20 protein-coding genes and 2 tRNA genes are annotated in these 21,699 nt (G+C 72.2%); 3 read left to right on the top strand and 19 right to left on the bottom strand.

Annotated elements, in window-relative coordinates:
- Nucleotides 1–31: 31 nt before the first annotated feature.
- The 6 genes from C2L58_RS32570 to C2L58_RS32545 all read right to left on the bottom strand — a co-directional run bounded on the left by C2L58_RS32570 (nt 32) and on the right by C2L58_RS32545 (nt 7,250).
- Entirely contained in the window at nt 32–2,299 is a 2,268-nt protein-coding gene (locus C2L58_RS32570) for an amino acid adenylation domain-containing protein (protein ID WP_103341498.1), read from the bottom strand.
- A complete protein-coding gene (locus C2L58_RS32565) occupies nt 2,286–2,594 on the bottom strand; it encodes an acyl carrier protein (protein WP_233226066.1) in 309 nt (102 codons plus the stop codon). The genes C2L58_RS32570 and C2L58_RS32565 overlap by 14 nt, the downstream gene beginning before the upstream one ends.
- Before the next feature lie 44 nt (nt 2,595–2,638).
- A complete protein-coding gene (locus C2L58_RS32560; protein WP_103341496.1) occupies nt 2,639–3,403 on the bottom strand; it encodes a thioesterase II family protein in 765 nt (254 codons plus the stop codon).
- A gap of 376 nt (nt 3,404–3,779) precedes the next feature.
- Complete coding sequence (gene pdxS / locus C2L58_RS32555) at nt 3,780–4,703, bottom strand: pyridoxal 5'-phosphate synthase lyase subunit PdxS (RefSeq protein ID WP_199191555.1); 924 nt, start codon at nt 4,701–4,703, stop codon at nt 3,780–3,782.
- 88 nt (nt 4,704–4,791) lie between these two features.
- A complete protein-coding gene (locus C2L58_RS32550; protein WP_103341494.1) occupies nt 4,792–5,775 on the bottom strand; it encodes an ArsR/SmtB family transcription factor in 984 nt (327 codons plus the stop codon).
- Nucleotides 5,776–5,807: 32 nt separating this feature from the next.
- Complete coding sequence (locus C2L58_RS32545; protein WP_103341493.1) at nt 5,808–7,250, bottom strand: FAD-binding oxidoreductase; 1,443 nt, start codon at nt 7,248–7,250, stop codon at nt 5,808–5,810.
- Nucleotides 7,251–7,385: 135 nt separating this feature from the next.
- Here C2L58_RS32545 and C2L58_RS32540 point away from each other — a divergent pair, with 135 nt between their 5' ends.
- Nucleotides 7,386–9,494, top strand: coding sequence for an elongation factor G-like protein EF-G2 (locus tag C2L58_RS32540; protein WP_103341492.1), 2,109 nt, complete (start codon nt 7,386–7,388; stop codon nt 9,492–9,494).
- Nucleotides 9,495–9,623: 129 nt separating this feature from the next.
- Here the strand turns inward: C2L58_RS32540 and C2L58_RS32535 are convergent, their stop codons facing one another.
- The 13 genes from C2L58_RS32535 to C2L58_RS32475 form a co-directional block, all read right to left on the bottom strand.
- On the bottom strand, nt 9,624–10,133 hold the full coding sequence (locus tag C2L58_RS32535; protein WP_103341491.1) for an XdhC family protein: 510 nt from the start codon (nt 10,131–10,133) through the stop codon (nt 9,624–9,626).
- A gap of 13 nt (nt 10,134–10,146) precedes the next feature.
- Nucleotides 10,147–10,416, bottom strand: a complete 270-nt coding sequence (locus C2L58_RS32530; RefSeq protein ID WP_103341490.1) for a hypothetical protein — start codon at nt 10,414–10,416, stop codon at nt 10,147–10,149.
- Nucleotides 10,417–10,448: 32 nt separating this feature from the next.
- On the bottom strand, nt 10,449–10,703 hold the full coding sequence (locus C2L58_RS32525; protein WP_103341489.1) for a hypothetical protein: 255 nt from the start codon (nt 10,701–10,703) through the stop codon (nt 10,449–10,451).
- A gap of 2 nt (nt 10,704–10,705) precedes the next feature.
- Complete coding sequence (locus C2L58_RS32520; RefSeq protein WP_103341488.1) at nt 10,706–11,188, bottom strand: NUDIX hydrolase; 483 nt, start codon at nt 11,186–11,188, stop codon at nt 10,706–10,708.
- Nucleotides 11,185–12,330, bottom strand: a complete 1,146-nt coding sequence (locus C2L58_RS32515) for a glycosyltransferase family 4 protein (protein ID WP_103341558.1) — start codon at nt 12,328–12,330, stop codon at nt 11,185–11,187. Before C2L58_RS32515 ends, C2L58_RS32520 begins: the two co-directional genes overlap by 4 nt.
- 18 nt (nt 12,331–12,348) lie before the next feature.
- A complete protein-coding gene (locus C2L58_RS32510) occupies nt 12,349–13,266 on the bottom strand; it encodes a phosphatidylinositol mannoside acyltransferase (RefSeq protein ID WP_103341487.1) in 918 nt (305 codons plus the stop codon).
- Nucleotides 13,263–13,889: a phosphatidylinositol phosphate synthase gene (pgsA, locus tag C2L58_RS32505; RefSeq protein WP_103341486.1), complete on the bottom strand. Its 627-nt coding sequence runs from the start codon at nt 13,887–13,889 to the stop codon at nt 13,263–13,265. The genes C2L58_RS32510 and pgsA overlap by 4 nt, the downstream gene beginning before the upstream one ends.
- Before the next feature lie 88 nt (nt 13,890–13,977).
- Entirely contained in the window at nt 13,978–14,499 is a 522-nt protein-coding gene (locus C2L58_RS32500; RefSeq protein WP_103341485.1) for a MarR family winged helix-turn-helix transcriptional regulator, read from the bottom strand.
- Between the two features lie 86 nt (nt 14,500–14,585).
- A complete protein-coding gene (locus tag C2L58_RS32495; RefSeq protein ID WP_103341484.1) occupies nt 14,586–15,128 on the bottom strand; it encodes an HIT family protein in 543 nt (180 codons plus the stop codon).
- Entirely contained in the window at nt 15,125–17,152 is a 2,028-nt protein-coding gene (thrS, locus tag C2L58_RS32490; RefSeq protein WP_103341483.1) for a threonine--tRNA ligase, read from the bottom strand. The genes C2L58_RS32495 and thrS overlap by 4 nt, the downstream gene beginning before the upstream one ends.
- Nucleotides 17,153–17,285: 133 nt before the next feature.
- Nucleotides 17,286–17,900: a malonic semialdehyde reductase gene (locus C2L58_RS32485; protein WP_103341482.1), complete on the bottom strand. Its 615-nt coding sequence runs from the start codon at nt 17,898–17,900 to the stop codon at nt 17,286–17,288.
- Nucleotides 17,901–18,331: 431 nt separating this feature from the next.
- The gene (locus C2L58_RS32480) at nt 18,332–19,855 is read right to left on the bottom strand and encodes a sugar transferase (RefSeq protein ID WP_199191554.1); all 1,524 of its coding nucleotides are present in this window, start codon (nt 19,853–19,855) and stop codon (nt 18,332–18,334) included.
- Nucleotides 19,856–20,627: 772 nt separating this feature from the next.
- Nucleotides 20,628–20,699, bottom strand: a tRNA-Val gene (locus C2L58_RS32475).
- 390 nt (nt 20,700–21,089) lie between these two features.
- On the opposite strand from C2L58_RS32475, the gene C2L58_RS32470 reads away from it, so the two are divergent.
- Nucleotides 21,090–21,515, top strand: a complete 426-nt coding sequence (locus tag C2L58_RS32470; RefSeq protein WP_013227152.1) for an SsgA family sporulation/cell division regulator — start codon at nt 21,090–21,092, stop codon at nt 21,513–21,515.
- Nucleotides 21,516–21,627: 112 nt separating this feature from the next.
- Nucleotides 21,628–21,699, top strand: a tRNA-Gly gene (locus C2L58_RS32465).

The following is a 21,699-nucleotide window of genomic DNA, read 5'->3' as shown; positions in this document are numbered from 1 at the left end:
CGCCGCTTCGGCGGCGCAGGCCGGCAGCCGGTCAAGCGGCCCGCGGGCTCTGCTTCGCGAACCAGCCGACGGGCCGGGCGGCGGCCACCAGCCGGCGTCGATCGATCTTCCCGGTCGTCGTGATGGGCAGCTGATCCACGACCGCCCAGAGGGCGGGAACCATGTAGGACGGCAGTTCCTCCCGCAGGCGGTCGCGCAAATCCACCGGCGTGACCGCCGTTCCGGGCGTGAGCCGGACGGCGGCGACGAGCCTCTTGTCGGTGCTGTCGCCTTCCGTGACCGTCACGAACGACTCCTCGACGCCGTCCTGGGCGCGCAGCACCTCGCCGATCGCGGACAGCTCGATGCGGAAGCCGCGAATCTTGACCTGGTCGTCCGCCCGGCCCAGGAAGTGGAGCCGGCCGGACCCGTCGAGCCGGACCAGGTCACCGGTGCGGTACAGCCGGGCCGGAACGTCCGGGGAGAAGAACCCGAACGCCCGATCCGTCTCCGCCCGGTCGTTCAGGTAGCCCGCGGCGAGACCGGCCCCGGCCGTGTACAACTCTCCGACAGCACCGGGCATCAGCAGTCTCCCGCGGCCGTCCAGGATGTACACCTGCGTTCCCTGGATCGGCGAACCGATGGGCAGCGGCCCGTCGACGTCCGCGGATTCGCGCACCGAACAGGACGTCGTGACGACCGTGTTCTCGGTGGGACCGTAGCAGTTCGTGATGACGAGACCCGGGTTTTCCGCCAGCGTCTGCTTGACGTGCTCGTGCGGCACCACGTCACCACCGGTCATGAGGTGCCGCAAGCCGGCGAACGACCGGCTCGCGAATTCGTGCACCAGCCCGAACAGGCCCGCCGTGAGGAACGCCACGGTGACCCGGCGTTCCTCGAGGAAAGCGCCGATCTCGTTCGGCAGCAGCACGTCCGGTGGGCAGATCTCCAGTGTCGCCCCCGTCAGCAGGGTGCCCCAGATTTCCAATGTGGACGCGTCGAAAGCCAAGGGCGCCAAGCGAAGGGAGCGCTCGCCCGGGCCCAGCGCCAGGTGCCGGCCGTCGTGGACCAGCCGGAGCACGCCGCGGTGCGGGATCGCCACGCCCTTCGGCGCCCCGGTCGAGCCCGACGTGAAGGCGACATACGCCAGCCGGTCGGGATCGGGCCGGACGGGCGGTGCCGCCGCGCCACCGGCCTCCCATCCCCGGTGCCAGGAACCGATCAGCGGCACGCCGAGCCGGCCGGCCGCGGCGCCGGCCGCGATCGCGGCGGCCGGGCGGGCCTTGGCCAAGATCCTCGCGGTGTGCGACGCGGGCTGGGCCAGGTCGGCCCCGAAATAGGCGGCGCCCACCCAGAGCGTGCCCAGCACGGCCACCACCTCCGCGACCGACCGCGGAACCGCGATCAGCACGGTGTCGCCTTCGCCGACGCCGGCCGCGCGCAGCAGCCGGGCCTGCTCGGCCACGGCGGCGGCCAGCTCGGCGTACGTCAGCGCCGAGTCCGCGTCGCGCACGGCCACCGCGGACGGCCACCGGTCCGCCGCGTCGCGGAAGAGCTGGTCCACCGACGAGCCGGGGAGGACGACATCGGTGTCGTTGACGGTCTCGAGGATCGTCCGCGACCAGGCGGAGATGCACCGGATGTCCGCCAGCGTCACCCCCGTGCCGGGCGCCACCAGTGCCTCGGCGAGGTGTTCCGCGGCGGCCGAAAAATCCAGGAAGAACCGCTGCGCCTCGTCTTCCTCCCACAGGTCCGCCGCGCAGACGGCGAACGACCCGCCGGTGTCCTCCAGCCGCACGGCGATGTCGAACCGGGGTCCGGCGGCCGGCGCCGGCGTGCCGGGCAGGGCCACGAAAACCTGGACCAGCGGGTGCCGGCGCCCGGACCGCTCGACGCCCAGCCGCGTGACGACTTCGTCGAGGGGAAAGCCGTCCCGGTCCAGGCTCCACGCCAGCGATTCGCGCACCCGGTGGGTGAACGCTTCCGGCGTCAGGTCGTCGTCGATGTCGAAGCGCACCGGGATCGGGTCGGCCGGATCGCCGACCCCGATCAGCAAGGTGCGCACCCCGGTCAGCCGGGCCAGCGTGAGCCCGAACGCGGCGAAGAGAACGGACGACGGCGGGACGTTCGCGGTGCGCGACAGCTCGCGCAGCAACGCCATGGTTCGCGCGGACAGCTCGATGGGCTGCCGGCGACCGGGTGCGGGCGCGCGCGGTGACCGGCGTTTGCCCGACGGCACCTCCAGGACCGTCGGCACCTTCGCCAGTCTTTGCGCCCACAGTTCGACCGGGTGCTCGTCCCGGCCCTCAAGGGTTTCCATCGGCCCGCCCCACCTCGGCTTCGCCACGGCCGTCGGCTCTCATCCGGTCGAGCAAGGCCGCCTGGGCCCGGATCGTGGGGGCCCGGAGGACGTCGACGGGCGTGATCGTGATTCCCGAGCTCTTCGCCATCTTCGCGATGAGGGAGATGAGGACGAACGAGTCGCCGCCCGCGTCGAAGAAACTCGTGTCGTCGTCGGGGGTTTCGTAGCCGAGGGTGTCCCGCCACGCCGAACGGACGAGACCGAGGAGACGAGGTTGCTCGTCGACCTGCTGAACACTTGCCGCGTCTGCCATGAATTGCACCTCTCCGGTTGGTTTCGTGCGGTTCTCCGGCCGGCTCAGGCGGTCGTCGTACCGGACCGCACGGTCTCCAGTACGCCGGTGAGGTCCGCGAGCAGCGCGGCCTCCTGGGGTTTGAGGTAGAAGTGCCCGCCGGGCAGCACCCGGAGCCGGAAGGCGCCGTTCGTCAGGTCCGCCCAGCGCGCGATCTCCGCCGGGGTCACCTCGGAGTCGTCCTCACCGGCGTAGGCGTAGACGGGGCAGGCCAGCGGCGGCCGCGGGCCACCGGAATAGCCGGCCACCAGGTGGTAATCGCCGCGGACCGCCGGGAGCACGGCTTCCCGCATGCCGGGGTTCTCGAAGGCTTCGGCGCGGCTCGCGTCCAGGCCCACGACGTGCGCGATGATGTCCTCGTCCGCGCTGGGCACCGGCCCGCCGGGCAGCGCGTGCGGCGGCTGCGTCCCGGACACGCACAGGGCGGCCGGCGGACACCCCCGGTCCTGCAGGCGCAACGCCACCTCGTGCGCCACCGTGGCCCCGAAGCAGTGGCCGAAGAGCACGATCTCCTGCCGTGCCAGCTCGCCGAGCGCGTCGGCGATGTCCTCCGCGAGGGCTTCCAGCCCGGGTGGGAACGGGTCGTCGAACCGATCCTCCCGGCCGGGGTACCGGACAGCCAGCACGCCGACGTCCGCCGGCAGTCCCGCCGGCCAGGTGCGATACGCACCCGCCACGGCACCGGCGTGGGGAAAGCAAACCAGTTTCGTCTCGCACCCGTCGTCGTCGCGGAAGCGACGGATCCACTTTTCTTCTACGGCGTTCTTCATCGGCTGAGCCCCTTTCCACGGCCGGCTGCCGCAGCCAGGAGTCTTTCGCTGAACGCCGCCGATCGCGCCTCTGAGCGTGCGAAGTCCTCGAACGGCGTCCTTTCCGCCGCCATCGGTGGGCCGGCGGGCGCGGGTCGTCCGGGCCGAGCCGCTACGGCTCTGCCCGCAACTCGCCGCCGACCGCGCCCGCGAGGCGAGTGGTCCCAGCTTTGGCCGGCCACCGGGCCCGGTTCGCCGCCGGCTGCTCGCGCAGCATCACGAGCCCGGACCGGACGTGGCCGTACGACTCGCCGGCCGCTGACCACCGAGATCCCCTCGAGACAGAAAAAAGCCCCGTGGCGATATCGCCACGGGGCCTCCGCCGATCGGCGTGGCTCTACCAGCCGCGCTCGGCCAGCCGGTGCGGCTCCGGCAGTTCCTCGACGTTGATGCCGACCATCGCCTCGCCCAGGCCGCGCGAGACCTTGGCGAGGACGTCCGGGTCGTCGTAGAACGTCGTCGCCTTGACGATCGCCGCGGCGCGCTGGGCCGGGTTGCCGGACTTGAAGATGCCCGAGCCGACGAACACGCCCTCGGCGCCGAGCTGCATCATCATCGCCGCGTCGGCCGGGGTGGCGATGCCGCCCGCGGTGAACAGCACCACCGGGAGCTTCCCGGCCTGCGCCACCTCGCGGACCAGCTCGTACGGCGCCTGCAGCTCCTTGGCCGCCACGAACAGCTCGTCCTCCGGCAGCGAGGTCAGCCGCCGGATCTCCTGCCGGATCCGGCGCATGTGCGTGGTCGCGTTGGAGACGTCGCCGGTGCCGGCCTCGCCCTTGGAGCGGATCATCGCCGCGCCCTCGGTGATCCGCCGCAGCGCCTCGCCGAGGTTGGTCGCGCCGCAGACGAAGGGCACGGTGAAGGCCCACTTGTCGATGTGGTTGGCGTAGTCGGCCGGGGTGAGGACCTCGGACTCGTCGACGTAGTCCACGCCGAGGGACTGCAGGACCTGCGCCTCGACGAAGTGGCCGATGCGGGCCTTCGCCATCACCGGGATCGAGACGGCCTCGATGATGCCGTCGATCAGGTCGGGGTCGCTCATCCGGGCGACGCCGCCCTGGGCGCGGATGTCGGCGGGGACGCGCTCGAGGGCCATCACCGCGACCGCGCCGGCGTCTTCGGCGATCTTCGCCTGGTCGGCGGTGACCACGTCCATGATCACGCCGCCCTTGAGCATCTCGGCCATCCCGCGCTTCACCTTGGCGGTGCCGGTGACGGACTGGACGGTGCCGCTGGAGGGGGTGGGCTGCTGCTCGGACACGACGACGCCTTTCGACACGGTTCAGAGGTGGACGAATCCGAGCGTAGGTCGGCGGTGGACCCTTGAAGCAGGCCAGTACGCGGGTATCTCAGCAGTCCACTTCGCCGGCGCCCGCGACCAGGGATTCCGCGAGCGAAGTGCGCACGTAGAGCACGTGACGTCCGGCACGATGCCGGTTGACCAGGGCCGCGGCCTTGAGCACGCCGAGGTGCTGCGACACCGCCCCGGCGCTCAGCCCGGTCCGGCGGGCCAGTTCCGCGGTGGACGCCGGCGCGGCCAGTTCGGCCAGTAGCAGCGCGCGGCCGCGGCCCACCACGGCGGCCAGCGCGCCCGGCGCGGTGGCCGTGCCGGTCTCCCACAGCGTGGCGATCCCGCGCGGCGGGTAGCGCAGCACCGGCTGCCAGCGCGCGTCGGTCTTGGAGAACACCCGCGGCCAGACGAACGCCGAGGGCACCAGCACGAGGCCGCGCCCGTCGAGCGGGACGGCAGCGTGCAGGTGCCGGTGCGCGACCGTGAGCGTGCCGCCCTGCCAGCGGACCAGCGGGGTGAGGTCGTTGAACAGCTCGGCGGCCCCGCCCTGGGCCAGCAGCCGGGACCGGTACAGCACGTCGGCTTCGAGCAACGCGCGGATCCGCGGCCAGTCGGGGGCCAGCACGAGGTGCCAGTACCGCTCCATCAGCGTCGCGAGCCGCTCCAGGCCCGCCTCCGGCTCGCGGTGGAGACGGTTCAGCGCGGGCGAGCGCGGCCCGGCCATCGCGTCGAGCTCGCGCCGGACCAGGCGGGCGGGCACGTCCCGCAGGTCGGCGAGCTCGTCGGCCAGTTCGGGCAACGGCGTCGACGGCGTCCCGGCCAGGAACCCGGGCAGGTGCCGCAGCGGGACGAGGTCGCGCAGCAACCCGATGTCGAGGCCGGCTCCGGCCAGCGCCGCGGTGGCGCGCTTGATCCACGGCAGGTGCAGGGCGTGCTGCCCCGGGGAGTTCAGGACGCGGACGCTCGCGACGATCTCCCAAACCGGGGAGAACGCGAACCGGGTGTGCGCCAGGTCCTCTGTGGAGAATGCCAGGTCGAGCACTGCTGCCTCCTGCCGGCGGGATCCGGCGCAGTCTAAGACCCTCCCTTGTGGACGATCGGCCGGGGCTCGGAAAGCCCTTGCGGGAAGGCGAAAAGCCCGTGCGGGTCATACTTCCGGGCGACGGCGCGCAACCGCGGCAGATTCACCCCGTAGTACGCCCGGGCCCAGTCCGGCAGGTCCGGGTCGAGGTAGTTGACGTACCCGGTGGTGCCGAACTCGGGCCCCAGCCCGTCGCGCACCGCGGCCAGCGCGCGCCGGGCTTCGGCTTCGCCGCCGTCCTCCGGCGTGGCGCCGTGCAGGAACTGGAAGCTCGCCAGGGCGGCCCGGTGGGGGAAGGCGGTCTCGCGGGCACCGACACGGGCGATCGCGCCGCCGGCGGAGTCGATGAGCGTGCCGACGCGCGGCGCCCGGGTCAGCACCTCGACGACCGCGGCCGGGTCGGTGACGGGCCGCAGCAGCATGCGCGAAGTCCCGACGTAGGCCGCCCGCGCCGCGACCGCGCCGGGCCGGGCCTCGTGGTCGTCGAACGAGCGCATCGCGCCGAGGTGGTCGGTGACCCGCGCCTCCCGTCCGGCCGGTGGCGTGCCCACGCGGCGGACGAGGTCGTCGAGCAGCTCCTTCAGCCGGGCTTCGGGGCCGAGGAACGTCCCGCTGGCGACGGCGGTCGCCGCGTCGATGTTCACCCCCGACCACAGTTCGTCCGGCATCCCCGGCAGCCACTCCTGCCAGGCGGCCAGCAGCGCGGCCTGCGTGCCCGGCGGGAAGGTGAGCTTGAAGGTGCCGACGTCCGCGACGGGCACGGTCCGGAAGGTGAACCCGGTGACGATCCCGAAGTTACCGCCGCCCCCGCCGCGCAGCGCCCAGAACAGGTCCGGCTCCGCCGCCCGCGACACCGTGCGCACCCGGCCGTCGGCGGTGACGATCCGCGCCGCCTCCAGGTGATCGCACGTCAGTCCGTGCTTCCGGTCGACCAGGCCGACGCCGCCGCCGAGGGCGAGCCCGGCGATGCCGACGGTTTCGCACGAGCCGGCCGGCAGGACCCGGCCGCGGGCGGCCAGCGTGGCCGCGATCGGTCCCAGCCGGGCGCCGGCGCCGATCGTCGCGCGGCCGTCCGGACGCACGTCGATGCCCGAAAACCGGCTCAGGTCCACCACGATGCCGCCGTCCACAGTGGAATACCCGGGATAGCTGTGCCCGCCGCTGCGCGCGGCGACCGGCAGGCCGTGCCGGGCGGCGAACCCGACCGCGGCCTGGACGTCCTCGACGCGCGCCGCACCGACGACCGCGGCCGGCATCCGGTCGTCGTACATCGTGAAGAAGCCCTGCTTCGCCTCGGGGTAGGCCGGGTCACCGGGCCGGAACAGCGGACCCGAAAGCCGGGCACGGAGCCGCTCCCAGTCGTCCGGCGGGGGCCACCCCGCCAGGCCCGCCACCGGCACCGCCCCGGAAATCCGCAAAAAAGCCCGCCTGTCCACGCCACCACTCCCCCGCGCCGCGCCTCCCCCGGGGGCATTCGGCTGGTCCCGGGGGCCTTGCCTTGCCGTGACCAGGGTAGCGGGTGTGTGATCGAGGACACATCTCGTCCACCAGCCGTTCGCCGAGGAGTCGTCATGGCCGACAAACAAGCCAAGAACGCCGACACCGGGGCCGCCGTCGCTGTGAACGACCCCGCCAAGGTCCGCAACGTCGTGCTCGTCGGCCCGGCCGGTTCCGGGAAGACCACCCTCGCCGAAGCCCTGCTCGCCGCCTCGGGCACGGTGCCGCGGGCGGGCTCGGTGGTCGACGGCACGACGGTGTGCGACCACGACCCGGCGGCGGTCCGCCAGCAGCGCTCGGTCGGCCTCTCGGTCGCGCCGGTGCTGCACCAGGGCCACAAGATCAACCTGATCGACACGCCCGGGTACGCGGACTTCGTCGGGGAGCTGCGGGCCGGGCTGCGGGCGGCCGACGCGGCGCTGTTCGTCGTCTCCGCCGCCGAAGGCGTGGACGCGGCGACGGTCGCGGTGTGGGAGGAGTGCGCCGCGGTCGGGATGCCGCGCGCGGTCGTCGTCTCCCGGCTCGACCACCACCGGGCCGACGCGACGGCCGAGATCGCCGCCTGCCAGGCCGCGTTCGGTGCCGGCGTGCTGCCGCTCTACCTCCCCGCGGGCGACGGCCTGGTCGGGCTGATCACCCAGCGGTACTTCGACTACTCCGGCGGGCACCCGCCGACGATCGGCGAGCCCGCGGCGGCCGACCTGGAGCGGCTGGCCGAGGCCCGCAACGAACTGATCGAAGGGATCATCGCCGAGAGCGAGGACGAGTCCTTGATGGACCGCTACCTCGCCGGCGAGGAGATCGCGGAGGCCACCCTCATCGCCGACCTGGAGACCGCGGTCGCCCGCGGGTCCTTCCACCCCGTCATCCCGGTGTGCGCGACCAGCGGCGTCGGCCTGGCCGAGGTGCTCGACGGCATCGTCCGCGCGTTCCCCTCCCCGCTGGAGCACCGGCCCCCCGACGTCACCACGCCGGACGGCGGCGAGCACGCCGCGATCACCGCCGACCCCGAGGGCCCCCTGGCCGCGGAGGTCGTCCGGACGGCCGTGGACTCTTATGTCGGCCGGGTGTCCCTCGTCCGGGTGTTTTCCGGGACGCTCCGCCCCGAACGCCCGGTGCACGTGTCCGGGCACGGCCTCGCCGAACGCGGCCACGAAGACCACGACGCGGACGAGCGCGTCGCCCACCTGTATTCGCCGCTCGGGTCTTCCCTGCGGGAAGTGCCCTACTGCGTCGCGGGCGACCTCTGCGCGCTGACGAAGGTCGGCTCGGCCGAGACCGGCGACACCGTCTCCTCCCCCGACGACCCGCTGCTGATGGAACCGTGGGCGATGCCGGAACCGCTGCTGCCGGTGGCGGTCGTCGCGAAGACCCGCAGCGACGAGGACACCCTCGCCCGCAACCTTTCCCGGCTCGTCGCCGGCGACCCGACGCTGCGGCTGGACCGCAACGCCGAGACCGCCCAGCTGGTGCTGTGGTGCATGGGCGAGGCCCACGCCGACGTCGTGCTCTCGCGGCTGCGCGCGGGCGGCGCGGACGTCGACACCGAGCCGGTGAAGATCAGCCTGCGCTCGACGTTCGCCAAGCCGGCCAAGGGCCACGGGCGGCACGTGAAGCAGTCCGGCGGGCACGGCCAGTTCGCCGTCTGCGACATCGAGGTCGAGCCGCTGCCGCGCGGCGGCGGCTTCCAGTTCGTGGACAAGGTCGTCGGCGGCTCGGTGCCGCACCAGTTCATCCCGAGCGTGGAGAAGGGCGTGCGAGCCCAACTGCAGCGCGGGCTGGCGGACGGCCACCCGGTGGTCGACGTCAAGGTCACCCTGGTCGACGGCAAGGCGCACAGCGTGGATTCCTCGGACGCGGCGTTCCAGACGGCGGGCGCGCTGGCCCTGCGCGAGGCCGCGGCGAACGGGCACATCACGATGCTCGAGCCCTTGGAGGAGGTGGCGATCCGGCTGCCGGACGAGCACCTCGGCACGGTGCTCGGCGACCTGTCGTCCCGGCGCGGCCGGGTGCTCGGCACCGAAGCGGGCGAAGGCGGCCGGACGGTGATCCGCGCGGAGGTCCCGGCGACGGAACTCCTCCGCTACCTGATCGACCTGCGCTCGATGACCTCGGGCACGGCGACGTTCACCCGCCGCCACGCGAGGTTCGAGCCCATGCCGGAGGGAATGGCGGTCCACTGACCCGTCCCGGAAGGGTCGGTCCGCGTACCTGGAGGGTCGGTTCGCGTACCTGGAGGGTCGGTTCGCGTACCTGGAGGGTCGGCTGGCGAACCGACCGTCCGAGTACGCGAACCGACCGTCCGGGTACGGCTAGGTGGTGAAGTCGAAGCCGCCGGGGCGGTTGTTGCGGTCAGCCAAGAGGCCGGCCAGGGTGGCCAGCGCGATCTCCGGCGGGGTGCGGGAGCCGATGTTCAGCCCGACCGGGCGGTGCACCCGGGCGATGTCCGCTTCGGCGACGCCCAGTGCGCGCAGCGCCGCCACGTGCGGGCCCGGGTGACGCGGGTTGCCGAGCACGCCCACCCACCGCGGCTCCCCCGCGAGCGCCGCCTTCAGCACCGGCCCCAGCTCGGGCCGGTGGTGGTCGGTGACGACCACGTCCGTGGACGCGTCGAGCGGTGGCAGCGTCGTCTCCGCCTCGAACCCCTCGGGCACGTCCGTGCCGCGCGCGGCGTCGGGCTCGAACAGCGCCACGCGGTACCCGAGGTCCTTCGCGAACTTCAGCAGGTACCGGGACACCGGCGACGCGAACACCGCCACCAGGGTCCGCAGCCCCGGATCGGCCGGAGCCGTGCCGTGGGCGACGTCGCAGGTCTCGCTCATGCCGCCCAGTGTGTCAGCCGCCGGCCTGCTCGCCCACCGTCACGCGGAACTGCCACAGGTCGGTCTTGCCCTTCACGAGCACCAGGTACCCGTCGCGCACGCGCAGCACCAGCCGGTTCCGCGGCGACGACGGCCGCGGCGGCCGGTGCTGCTTGGCGAGCAGGTACGCGTCGCCCTCCGCGCTGTCGCGGTCCGGGTACGGCGTCGCCTCCGCGACACCCCAGCCCCGGCCGTCGCCCGCGCCGCCCTGCTCTTCGATGACCACCCACCACGTGGAACCCATGCCGGTCCGACGCGCCGGGGGCCGCCGTGGTTTCAGAGCTCTTCGAGCACGCTCAGCCGGAAGTGGAACGTCGACGTCCGCCCCTCGACGATCACCAGGTACCCGCCCGGCCCGCGCAGCACCTTCCGCGACTTCGGCGACCACGGGTAGGCAGGCTGGTACTCCCGCGCGAGCCGCAGCGCCTCCGCTTCGGCGGTCTGCTGGTCCGGGTGCGGGAACGTCTCCGACAGCGACCAGTTCCGGCTCTCGCCCATGCCGCGCTGCTCCTCGACGACCACCCACCACATTTTCAGACCTCCGGCTCCGCGAATTCGAAGTACTCCGGCAGCGGCGCGGTCCCGGCGAGGCGGAAGTACCGCACCTTCCGCCGCCGCCGCAGGCGCAGCGTGTCGCGGACGGCGTCGTTGTGGACGCGGCGGGCGATCACCACCCGGTGCTCGGCGTCGGTCAGCTCCTCGGCCAGCTCGGCCGGCAGGCCCGTCCGGTCGACGCGGCGCAGCTGCAGCGTCAGCTCGTTCTCCGCGGCTTCGCGCTCGGCCCGGGGCGCCGCTTCGGCGCGTTCGGCCGACGTCCGCAAGCCCGTGTCGCCCAGCACCAGAGCGACCGCCCGCGCCACCACCGCCCGGCGCGCCAGCGCCGAGTCCAGCGCGGCCCAGCCGGCGTCCGTGCGGACGTGCAGGCGGTCGAGCCGGTTCGCCGTCGCCACCAGGAAGAGCCCACCGAGCACGACGATCGCCGCCAGCACCGGGAGCAGCCAGCCGAGCACGCTCACCGGGCGAGCTCCTGCTCCGGCGCCGCGACCCGGCGGGGGTCGGCGGCGACGGCCGTCTCGTAGACCCGCAGCACCTGCGTGGCCACCACCGACCAGTCGTACATCGTGACGCGCTCCCCCGCCGCCGCGGCCAGCGACGCCCGGCGCGCCGGGTCGCCGAGCAGCTCGCGCAGCCCGTCCGCGAGCGCGGCCGGGTCACCGGTCTCGACGAGCTGGCCGGCGCGGCCGTCGTCGAGCACCCGCCGGAACGAGTCGAGCCCGCTGGCCAGCACCGGGGTCCCGGCGGCCATCGCCTCGGTGAGGATCATCCCGAAGCTCTCGCCGCCGGTGTTGGGCGCGCAGTAGACGTCGACGCTGCGCAGCGCCTGGGCCTTCACGTGGTCGTCGGCCTGGCCCAGCAGCTCCAGGTGCGGGGCCAGCTCCGGCCCGGCGTCGCGGCGCAGCTGGTCCTCGTCGCCGCGGCCGACCACGACCAGCCGCAGGTCCTCGAACTCCGGGAGGAGCCGCCGCAGCGCCTCCAGCAGCACGCCCATGCCCTTGCGCGGCTCGCCGAACCGGCCGACGAACCCAACCGTGCCCCCGGCCCGCGGGTAGCCGGGCAGCGGCAGCGCCGAGGAGAAGAACTCGACGTCGACGCCGTTGGGGATCTCCACGGCGTCGCCGCCCGCGTGCTCGACCTGGACCCGGCGGGCCAGCGCGGACACCGCGATCCGCGCGGTGATCTTCTCCAGCAGCGGCCGCAGCACGGGCTGGAACGCCGACAGCGTGCGCGAGCGGGTCGTCGCGGTGTGGAACGTCGCCACGATCGGGCCGTCCGCGATGAGCAGCGCCAGCAGGGACAGGCTCGGCGCGGCGGGCTCGTGCAGGTGCAGGACGTCGAAGTCGCCCTCGCGGATCCAGCGCCGGACCCGCGCGTAGGACACCGGGCCGAACTGCAGCCGCGCGACCGAGCCGTTGTACCGGATGCCGAGCGCCTTGCCCGCCGGGTGCACGAACTCCGGGAGTTCGGCGTCTTCGTCGGCCGGTGCCAGCACCGACACCTGGTGCCCGCGGGCCAGCAGCGCCTTCGTCAGGTCGATCACGTGCCCCTGGACCCCGCCGGGCACGTCGAAGGAGTAGGGGCACACGATCCCGACCCGCATCGGCCGCGTGGCCACCGCTCAGCTCGCTTCTTCGAGGCTGACCCGCTCGGCGGCCTCGAGGTCGGCGGGCCAGAACTTCTGCACCATGTGCCAGTCGGCCGGGTGCGCGGCGATGTCGCCGGCGAAGATGTCGGCCAGTGCCTGGGTGGCCGCCGGGACCTCGGCCCGCGCGGTGACGCGGATGCGCGGGTGCAGCCGGATCTGCCAGCCGTCCTCGGTGAACCAGCAGCCGGCCGGGATCAGCGCCGCGCCGGTCGTCGCGGCCAGCCGGGCCGGGCCGCCGGGCAGCCGGGCGGGCTCGCCGAAGAACTTCACCGGGATGCCGCTGGTGGTGAGGTCGCGGTCGCCGACCAGGCAGACGGCCTTGTTCTCGCGCAGGCGTTTCAGCAGCACGCGCATCGCCGAGCTGTCGCCGGTCAGGGGCACGATTTCGAAGCCGAGCGACTCGCGGTACTCGACGAACCGGCGGTAGAGCGACTCGGGCTGGAGGCGTTCGGCGACGGTCGTGAAGCCACCGAGGTAGTCGGCCAGCCAGACGCCGGCGATGTCCCAGTTGCCGCTGTGCGGCAGGGCCATCACCGCGCCGTTGCCCTCGGCCAGCGCCGCGTCGAGGTTCTCCACACCGGTGATCGAGGCCGCGACCTTGGCGCTGACCTCCTTGTGGTCCATCGACGGCAGCCGGAACGTCTCGTGCCAGTACCGCGCGTACGAGCGCATCGCGCGCCGCGTCAGCTCGTCGAGCTCGGCCGGGTCGGCCTGGGGCACCACCCGGGCGAGGTTCGCGCGCAGCTGCCGCACGCCACCGCCGTCCCGGCGGACGGCCAGGTCCGCGCCGAGCGAGAAGACCGTGCCGCCGAACCCGGGGGGCAGCCAGCCGGCCAACTTCCACCCGGCCGCGTAGCCGAACGCGCTCAGCCGCTCGGTCACGCCACTCATGCTCGTTGCTCCCCGGCGGCGGCCTCGCGGGCCGCCTTCGCCACGGCCGCGAAGCGCTGCAGCAGCGTGACGACCGATCCGGCGGCGAGCAGCCAGAGCGTCACGTCCACGGTGTACGGGATGCCGAAGCCGTGCAGGCCGGTGCCGACCAGCGCGATGATCAGCCGCTCGGCGCGCTCGACGAGCCCGCCGTCGACCGGCAGGCCGGAGGCGTCGGCCCGGGCCTTGACGTAGGAGATGACCTGGGCGAGGACCAGGCACAGCAGCGCCGCGGCGGCGGCCGGGTGGTTGTCGTCGACGACGAAGCACCACCAGGCGATGGCGGCGAACAGCGCGCCGTCCACCAGCCTGTCGCAGGTGGCGTCGAGCACCGCGCCGAACGGGGTGCCGTAGCCGCGGGCGCGGGCCATGGCGCCGTCGAGGATGTCGAGCATCGCGAAGCCCCACACCGTGAAGGTGCCCCACAGGAGGTGGTCGTTCGGGAAGAAGACCAGCGCGCAGACCACCGCGCCGGCGGTGCCGAACACGGTCATGGCGTTCGGGGTCAGCCCGGCGCGGACCAGCGCCTGGCCGATCGGATCGGTGACGCGGGAGACGGAGGCACGCGCGAAGATATTGAGCATCGGTTCGTCGAGGCACCTGGCTACGAGGGTCGGGTGGGCGAATGCAGCCTATCCACCCACCTCGGCCGTCCCGACGCGCCGCCCCGGGTCAGCCCGATTTCGTGAGCTCGCCCTCGTGCTCCCGCGCCTCTTCGGCGGCTGCCGCGGCGGCGCACTTCGGCGACAGCTGACGCCGGATGGCCGCGCTGATCTCGCCGAGCGCCGTGACCTGCTCCGGCGTCAGCGGGTCGAACAGGCTCTCCCGGACGGCTTCGACGTGCCCGGGCGCGGCCGCTTCCAGCGCGGTGAAACCGTCGTCGGTCAGCACCGCCCAGGCGCCGCGCTTGTCGGTCGGGCACGCCTCGCGCCGGACCCACCCGTTCGCCTCCAGCCGCGCGACGGCGTGCGAAAGGCGGCTGCGGGACGCTTGCCGGGCGTCGGCGAGCTCGCTCATCCGCAGCCGGCGGCCGGGCGCTTCGGAGAGGGCGACGAGGACTTCGTAATAGGTGTGCGGCATGCCCGAGTCGTGCTGCAGCTGAGCCTCGAGGTGCGCGCTGAGCATGCGGGTGGCCGCGTTGAACTCACGCCAGACGCGCTGTTCGTCGTCGCTGAGCCATCGGGTTCCGGACATAACCCCATCATACTATCGGTTGAACACTCAATCAGGAGTTTTCGCCGGTCGGAGCCACGATGGTCCAGACGAGTGCGGGCCGGGTGTCACCAAGCGTCGGCGAGCAGGTCCCTCGTCTCCCCCAGCAGCTGCGGGAGCACCTTCGTCTGGCCGATGATCGGCATGAAGTTGGCGTCCCCGCCCCACCGCGGCACCAGGTGCTGGTGCAGGTGCGCGGCGATGCCCGCCCCCGCGATGACGCCCTGGTTCAGGCCGATGTTGAAGCCGTGCGCACCGGAGGCCGCGCGGATCACCTTCATCGCGTGCTGCGTGAACTCCGCGACCTCGCGCGTCTCCTCGGCGGTGAGGTCGGTGTAGTCCGCGACGTGCCGGTACGGCACCACCATCAGGTGCCCCGGGTTGTACGGGTAGAGGTTCAGCACCGCGAACACGAGGTCGCCGCGGGCGACGATCAGGCCGGTTTTGTCGTCCAGCGAAGGGATCCGGCAGAACGGGCAGCCGGTGTCCTCGTCGCCGTCCGGCTTGTCCTGGCCCTTGATGTAGGCCATCCGGTGCGGGGTCCAGAGGCGCTGGAAGGCGTCCTGGACCCCGATGCCCTGCTGCTCGACGAACTCGGGACCCTCGCTCACCGAACGATCGTCTCCAGCGCCTCGGCCGACGGCGACGCGTTCTCGCGGCGCTCGACCCACTCCGCGATCGCCTCGACCGCCTTCGCCACCGGCACGCCGTTGATCTGGCCGCCGTCGCGGAAGCGGAACGACACCGCGCCCGCCTCGGCGTCCTTCGCGCCGGCGAGCAGCATGAAGGGCACCTTCTGCGTGGTGTGCGTACGGATCTTCTTCTGCATCCGGTCGTCGCTCGCGTCGACCTCGGCGCGGATCCCCCTGGCGCGCAACGCCTTCTCGACGTCCTGCAGGTACTCGACCTGGTCGGCGGTGATCGGGATGCCGACCACCTGCACCGGCGACAGCCACGCCGGGAAGGCGCCCGCGTAGTGCTCGGTGAGCACGCCGAAGAAGCGTTCGATCGAGCCGAACAGCGCGCGGTGGATCATCACCGGGCGCTGGCGCGAGCCGTCGGAGGCGGTGTACTCGAGCTCGAACCGCTTGTTCTGGTTGAAGTCCAGCTGGATGGTCGACATCTGCCAGGTCCGGCCGATGGCGTCCTTCGCCTGCACCGAGATCTTCGGGCCGTAGAAGGCCGCGCCGCCCGGGTCCGGGACCAGCTCGAGGCCGGAGTCGACGGCGGCCTGCCGCAGCGTCTCGGTGGCCTCCTCCCACTCCCAGTCCTCGCCGATGAACTTGTCGGAGTCTCCGCGGGTGGACAGCTCGAGGTAGAAGTCGGAGAGGCCGTAGTCGGCGAGCAGGTCGAGGACGAACTTCAGCAGCGACCGCAGCTCGCCCGGCATCTGCTCCTTGGTGCAGTAGATGTGCGAGTCGTCCATCGTCAGCCCGCGCACGCGGGTGAGGCCGTGCACCACGCCGGACTTCTCGTAGCGGTAGACGGTGCCGAACTCGAACAGCCGCAGCGGCAGCTCGCGGTAGGACCGCCCGCGCGAGCGGAAGATCAGGTTGTGCATCGGGCAGTTCATGGCCTTGAGGTAGTAGTTCTCCTCGTCGAACTGCACCGGCGGGAACATCGTGTCCGCGTAGTAGGGCAGGTGGCCGGAGGTGTGGAACAGCTCGCCCTTGCTGATGTGCGGGGTGTTCACGAACTCGTAGCCGGCCTCCTCGTGGCGGCGGCGCGAGTAGTTCTCCAGCTCGCGGCGGATGATGCCGCCCTTGGGGTGGAACACCGGCAGGCCGGAGCCGATCTCCTCGGGGAAGGAGAACAGGTCCAGCTCGGCCCCGAGCTTGCGGTGGTCGCGGCGCTCGGCCTCGGCGATGCGCTCGAGGTAGGCGTCCTGCGCCTCCGCCGACTCCCACGCCGTGCCGTAGATCCGCTGCAGCTGCGGGTTCTTTTCGCTACCGCGCCAGTACGCGGCGGCGACGCGGGTGAGCTTGAACGCCGGGATGAACTTCGTGGTCGGCACGTGCGGACCGCGGCAGAGGTCACTCCAGACACGTTCCTTGGTGCGCGGGTCGAGATTGTCGTAGATGGTGAGTTCGCCCTCGCCCACCTCCATCACCTCGGAGGTGTCCACTTCGGACTTGAGGTCGACGAGCTCGAGCTTGAACGGCTCGTCGGCGAGTTCTTTCTTGGCCTCGTCGACGGAGTCGAAAACGCGCCGCGAGAACTGCTGGGCGCCCTTCACGATCTGCTTCATGCGCTTTTCGAGCGCCTGCAGGTCCTCGGGGGTGAACGGCTTGCCGACCGCGAAGTCGTAGTAGAAACCGTCCTTGACCGGCGGGCCGATGCCCAGCTTGGCGTCCGGGAACTGCTGCTGCGCGGCTTGGGCGAGCACGTGTGCCGCCGAGTGGCGGATGACGCTGCGGCCGTCCTCGGTGTTCGCGGCGACCGGCTCGACCTCGGCGTCGGCTTCCGGCGCCCAAGCGAGGTCGCGCAGCTTGCCGTCGGCGTCGCGGACCACGACGATCGTGTCCTCGCCCTTGGTCGGCAGACCGGCTTCGCGGACCGCCGCGCCCGCCGTGGTGCCCGCCGGTACCACCACACGGGAGGCGGCCACGGGGGAAACGGGGGGCGACTGGGACACGATCGGCTCCTCAAGCTGGAGTGACAGAGATGACGCCGTCGATGCTAGTCGGCTGCACTCGCGCGCCTCACGCGCGTGGCGCGAACGCCGGACCGGCCGCCTCCCCCTGCGGAAGCGGCCGGTCCGGTGGTGCTCAGAGGGTCTCGACGACCTGGTCGAAGTCCAGCCGCGGCAGGCGGTCGAACCACGGGTTTTCGCCCGGCTTGCCGACGTTGACGACGACCAGCGAGCGCCACTTCTTGTCCGCGAAGAACTCGTCGTCGACGCCCTGGGCGTCGAAGCCGGTCATCGGGCCGGCGGCCAGCCCGGCGGCGCGGACGCCGATGATGAAGTAGCCGACCTGCAGCAGCGAGTTCAGCTTCGAGAACTCGACGCGGCCCTGCTCGTCGGCGAAGTTGTCCTTCACCTGCGGGGCGTGCGGGAACACCTGGGGGATGTTTTCGTGGAAGTCGACGTCCGCGGCGAGCACGACGGTCAGCGGCGCGGCTTCGGTCTTGTCCCGGTTGCCCGGGGCCATGTGCGGGAGCAGGCGGGCCTTCGCCTCGGCCGTCCGGAGCACCAGCGCGCGCAGCGGCTGGGTGTTCATCGACGTCGGGGCCCACTTGACGAGGTCGTAGATCGCGCGGACCTGCTCCTCGGTCACCGGCTCGGAGCTGAAACTGTTGGCCGTGCGGGCCTCGCGGAACAGCAGGTTCTGCACATCCGCGGGGAGCTGGAGGGCCTCGGTCTGCTCGGCAAAGGTGGTCATGGGGCTGTGCTTCCTTCCGTTGGGTCGGTACCCCGTGCAACCAAGTTGAGCGTTGAACTATTTCGGGCTCAACTACTTTGGAGCGGTGAGCTGGACCACAAGGGACGCGGGGATCACCGGACGCGAGAAGGGGTCACCCGACCGGGTTACGGACGCCTCTCCTCGGGTGCCGGTAACCCGGGCGGACGGCGGCAGCCCGGGTGGCCCGGCCGGCGCGCGGCGGCGCGCGAACAGGGGCACCGGGGCGGCCTGACGGCCCGGCTCGCGTGGATCGACGTCGAGCGGCGGGATGGCCGGTAGCGCGGTGCAGCCGAACCGGCGGCTCCAAGGGGTGCGCGTCTTCGGGAAGTCCCCGGGAAACGGACACGGCCGCCGGCTCCCCGCGGTGGGAGCCGGCGGCCGTGGTGCGCGGCGCGCGGTGTGCGGACGGGTCAGTAGGCGCCCTGGCCGCCCATCACCGCGCGGAAGGTCTTCCAGAGGATCACCAGGTCCAGGGCGAGCGACCAGTCCTCGACGTAACGCAGATCCAGCCGGATGCTCTCGGCCCACGTGAGGTCGCTGCGCCCGCTGACCTGCCAGAGGCCGGTGAGGCCCGGCTTGACGAGCAGCCGGCGGCGGGCGTCCGGCGGGTACTGCTCGGTTTCCTCCGGCAGCGGCGGCCGCGGGCCGACGAGCGACATCCTCCCGGACACGACGTTGAACAGCTGCGGCACCTCATCGAGCGAATACCGCCGCAGGAAACCACCCACCCGGGTGATACGCGGGTCGCGCTTCATCTTGAAGAGCGGGCCCGCGCCTTCGTTGTCCGCCGCCAGGGTCTGCTTGATCGCGTCGGCGTTGGTGACCATCGTCCGGAACTTGAGCATGGTGAACGTCGCGCCGTCGCGGCCGACGCGGCTCTGGCGGTAGATCACCGGGCCGCGGTCGTTCAGCTTGATGGCGACCGCGATGACGAGCAGCAGCGGGGACAGCAGGGTGAGCAGCAGGGCCGAGCCGCAGCGGTCGACGATCTCCTTGACCACGCGACGGCCGCCGGTGAACATCGGCGCGGTGACCCGCAACAGCGGCATGCCCAGCACGCCGGTGACGTTGAGCCGGGGACCGGCGACCTCCATCAGCACGGGCGCCACGACCATCTCGGCGCCGGTGCCCTCCATGTCCCACGCCAGCCGCTGCAGCCGTTTCGGCGTCCAGTACTGGTCGGCGGTGATCGCCACGACCCGGTAGCCGCCGCGCCGGACGTGCCGGGACAGCTCTTCCAGCCGCCCGACCACGGGGACGCCGTCGATCTCGCCGCTGTCGCGGTCTTCGCCGTGGCCGCTGAACGTGCAGGCGGCCTCGACGCGCCAGCCGACGTGCACTTCCGAGCGGGTGCGGGCGATCAGGTCGGCGACGGTTTCCGGGCTGCCCGCGGCCATCACGGGCAGCAGGCAGAGTCCCTTGGCGCGCTTGCGGTGCAGGACCTGGCGCAGCAGGTAGCGCTGCGGGAAGGCGACCAGGGCGATGGCCGGAACCACCACGAACACCCAGACCTGGACCTCGAGCGCGCCGAACAGCAGGCCGCCCAGCGCGACCAGGACGGCCGCGGTGAGGAAGCCGCGGCCGAGCGTGCGGTACTCCTCCGCGCCTTCGCCGAGCACCCGCGGGCTCCACGCCCGGCTGGCGGGCAGCGAGACGAACACCGCGAGCATGGTGCCGAAGGCGTGCATGTCGTGCGGGGCAACGCGATCGATGACGAACGCGCTGATCGCGATCACCAGCAGCGTGATGAACACATCGCTGCCGATGACCCAGGCTCTGTACCGCGCTTCCCAGGCCGCGGGCCACGCCTTGGCCGACGGGCCCCCGCTGTCGCCGGGGTGGTCGCCTCGCTGGGCGGGACGCGGGATGGCCTGGAGGTCGATGTGCGGCGGTGGCTGGCTCACCGTGTACGAAGGCCGCACCGACTCTTCCATCTGACCTCCCGGGAACTGGATCGAGTTGAGCCGCGGGCACGCAGCGTCACCGGAGATAACTTCGGAGAGTCACTGCCTATTCGTGGTCGCGCAGAGCCCGCGGAGGCTTCACACGGCAAGTTATCGGCGACTCTCTCGGCAGTGTTACAAGGGATTTCCAGCCACATGCTGCGTGACATCCCCGCCAGAAAGTGGCCGGAAGATAACGAGATGAAGACGATGCGTAAGAGGGCGTATCCCCACGAAAACTACGTTCTGTAGCGAAATGGGCGATGCCCGCACCCGGGTGGACCAAGCTGGGCCGAACGGCCCAGCGGGCCTTTTCGGAATCTACAGTGGACACTGCGGGCGCCGGGTGGTCCACAGTGGACCAGCCCGGGCCGGCGGTCGCCGGCGCGCGGGCCCGGCGGCCACCGACGGTGACATTCATCGCCAGGCCGTCACGCGCGCCGCTTCTGTCACACGTCGTCCTCGCGCGACCTCAGGCCGGCGCGACGACGTGCCGAGGATCACATCCGGCCTCCCACGGGTGGCGTTCGACAGAAAACCGCCGCGGCGGCAGGCTTCGACAGCAGTTCCGGCGAGCCCCGGCGGCGGGGCGCGAACCGCTCTCGTGAGCTGATACGGATGATCCGAACGGATCGTTCACTCCGCTTCGGCGTCCCGACGGACCGGGCTGCGGAAATGCGGGCCGACCTCGGAGGCCGGACGCCGGAGGCAGCAAAAGAGCCCCGCCGCCTCTTCGGCGAACAGGGCTCTCTCGACTCTCGCGTGGGCGATACTGGGATCGAACCAGTGACCTCTTCGGTGTGAACGAAGCGCTCTCCCGCTGAGCTAATCGCCCGCTCGCGGTGTTGGCCGTAACTTTAGCGTACGACTTTCAGGCGCCTGCAAACGGGTGGTCCTGGTCGACCACACTCCGCTTACCGGCGAGTACGGACCGCACAACCCCGAGCTAGCCAGGGTTGTCCGGCCGGGGGGCCGCCTGACGCCACGTTCGACATCCGTGCGACGGTGCTATCGCCCGGCGACTAAACCGCGCAGTATGGAGGCGTGGGCTCCGCGGGGCGCGCCGGTCAGTTGCGCGCCGCGGGTGGTCACGGGTGAGGACGGGAGCCGAAGCGCCCGGACGGGTGATCTGCGGCGCACCCGCGACGGAATCGGCCTCCTGATGCGTCCAAGTGGTGACGCCCTCGGCCGGGCCGGGCCGGGAAGGGAGACGAAGGGTAGGACGATGCGCAACGATCACGTGACGCTCCGCTCGACGGCGGTCTTCGACCTGCTGGCGCCGCGGACTCCCGCGGTTCCGGTGAAGGTGGAGCTGCGCTACGACACACGCGACCCGTACGCGGTGGTGGCCGCCTTCCGCACCGGCCGCGCCGGCTGGGTCGAGTGGGTGTACGCCCGCGACCTCCTCGCGGACGGCCTCCTGGCCGACGCGGGTGACGGCGACGTCCGCATCCGCCCCTCCGTCGAGGACCCCGAAGCCGTCCTGATCGAGCTGAACTCGCCGTCCGGGCACGCCATGTTCGAGGCGTCCGCCCAGGAGCTGGCCGACTTCCTCGACCGGACGTACGACGTGGTCCTGCCGGGCAACGAGCACCTCTGGGTCGACGTCGACGACGCGCTCACCCACCTCATCCCCCACGATCTGGCCTGATGACGGCCCCGCAACGGCGGAGTGACACCCCGGTGTCGAACCCGCTTCCGGGGTCCGATATGGTTTTCCCACACCACGGCGACGGGGGAACGACCTCCCGGAGCTGCGGAATGCGGATGTAGCGCAGCTGGTAGCGCATCACCTTGCCAAGGTGAGGGTCGCGGGTTCGAATCCCGTCATCCGC

Origin of the sequence: Amycolatopsis sp. CA-126428, assembly GCF_002904335.1 — a bacterium.
Taxonomy (GTDB): Bacteria; Actinomycetota; Actinomycetes; order Mycobacteriales; family Pseudonocardiaceae; genus Amycolatopsis.
Note: the sequence above shows the minus strand (reverse complement) of the source record. Positions and strands in the feature narration are given on the sequence as shown.